The sequence below is a fragment of the Shimia aestuarii genome, assembly GCF_022814865.1.
Taxonomy (GTDB): Bacteria; Pseudomonadota; Alphaproteobacteria; order Rhodobacterales; family Rhodobacteraceae; genus Shimia; species Shimia aestuarii_A.
Map to the genome: position 1 here is coordinate 1 of NZ_JAKVRD010000068.1, position 244 is coordinate 244.

Consider the following 244-nt stretch of genomic DNA (forward strand, 5'->3'; position numbering starts at 1 on the left):
ACGGCGAGACCAATGCTTGTTGAAGGCGTGCAGCGCATCGCCAAGGCGGGTGCCGCCCTGCCAGTCGGGCGCGTCATGGCCCACAGCCTTCAGGGCATCATCGACGTCGCGCTGATGCAGGGCGCGGTGGTTCTGTTGATCACGGACGGGCTTGAAACCGGCGGCACCGAGACCCTTGCCAAGGAAGCTGAACGCCTCGCGCTTTCCTGCAAACGGCTTGTCTGGCTCAACCCACTTTTGCGAT

Annotated in this window: 1 pseudogene; it reads left to right on the forward strand. The window is 63.5% G+C overall.

Going from position 1 to position 244, the window contains the following annotated elements:
- Window positions 1-111 precede the first annotated feature (111 nt).
- A pseudogene (locus tag MK745_RS19735) lies at window positions 112-244 on the forward strand (VWA domain-containing protein); the annotation flags it as partial.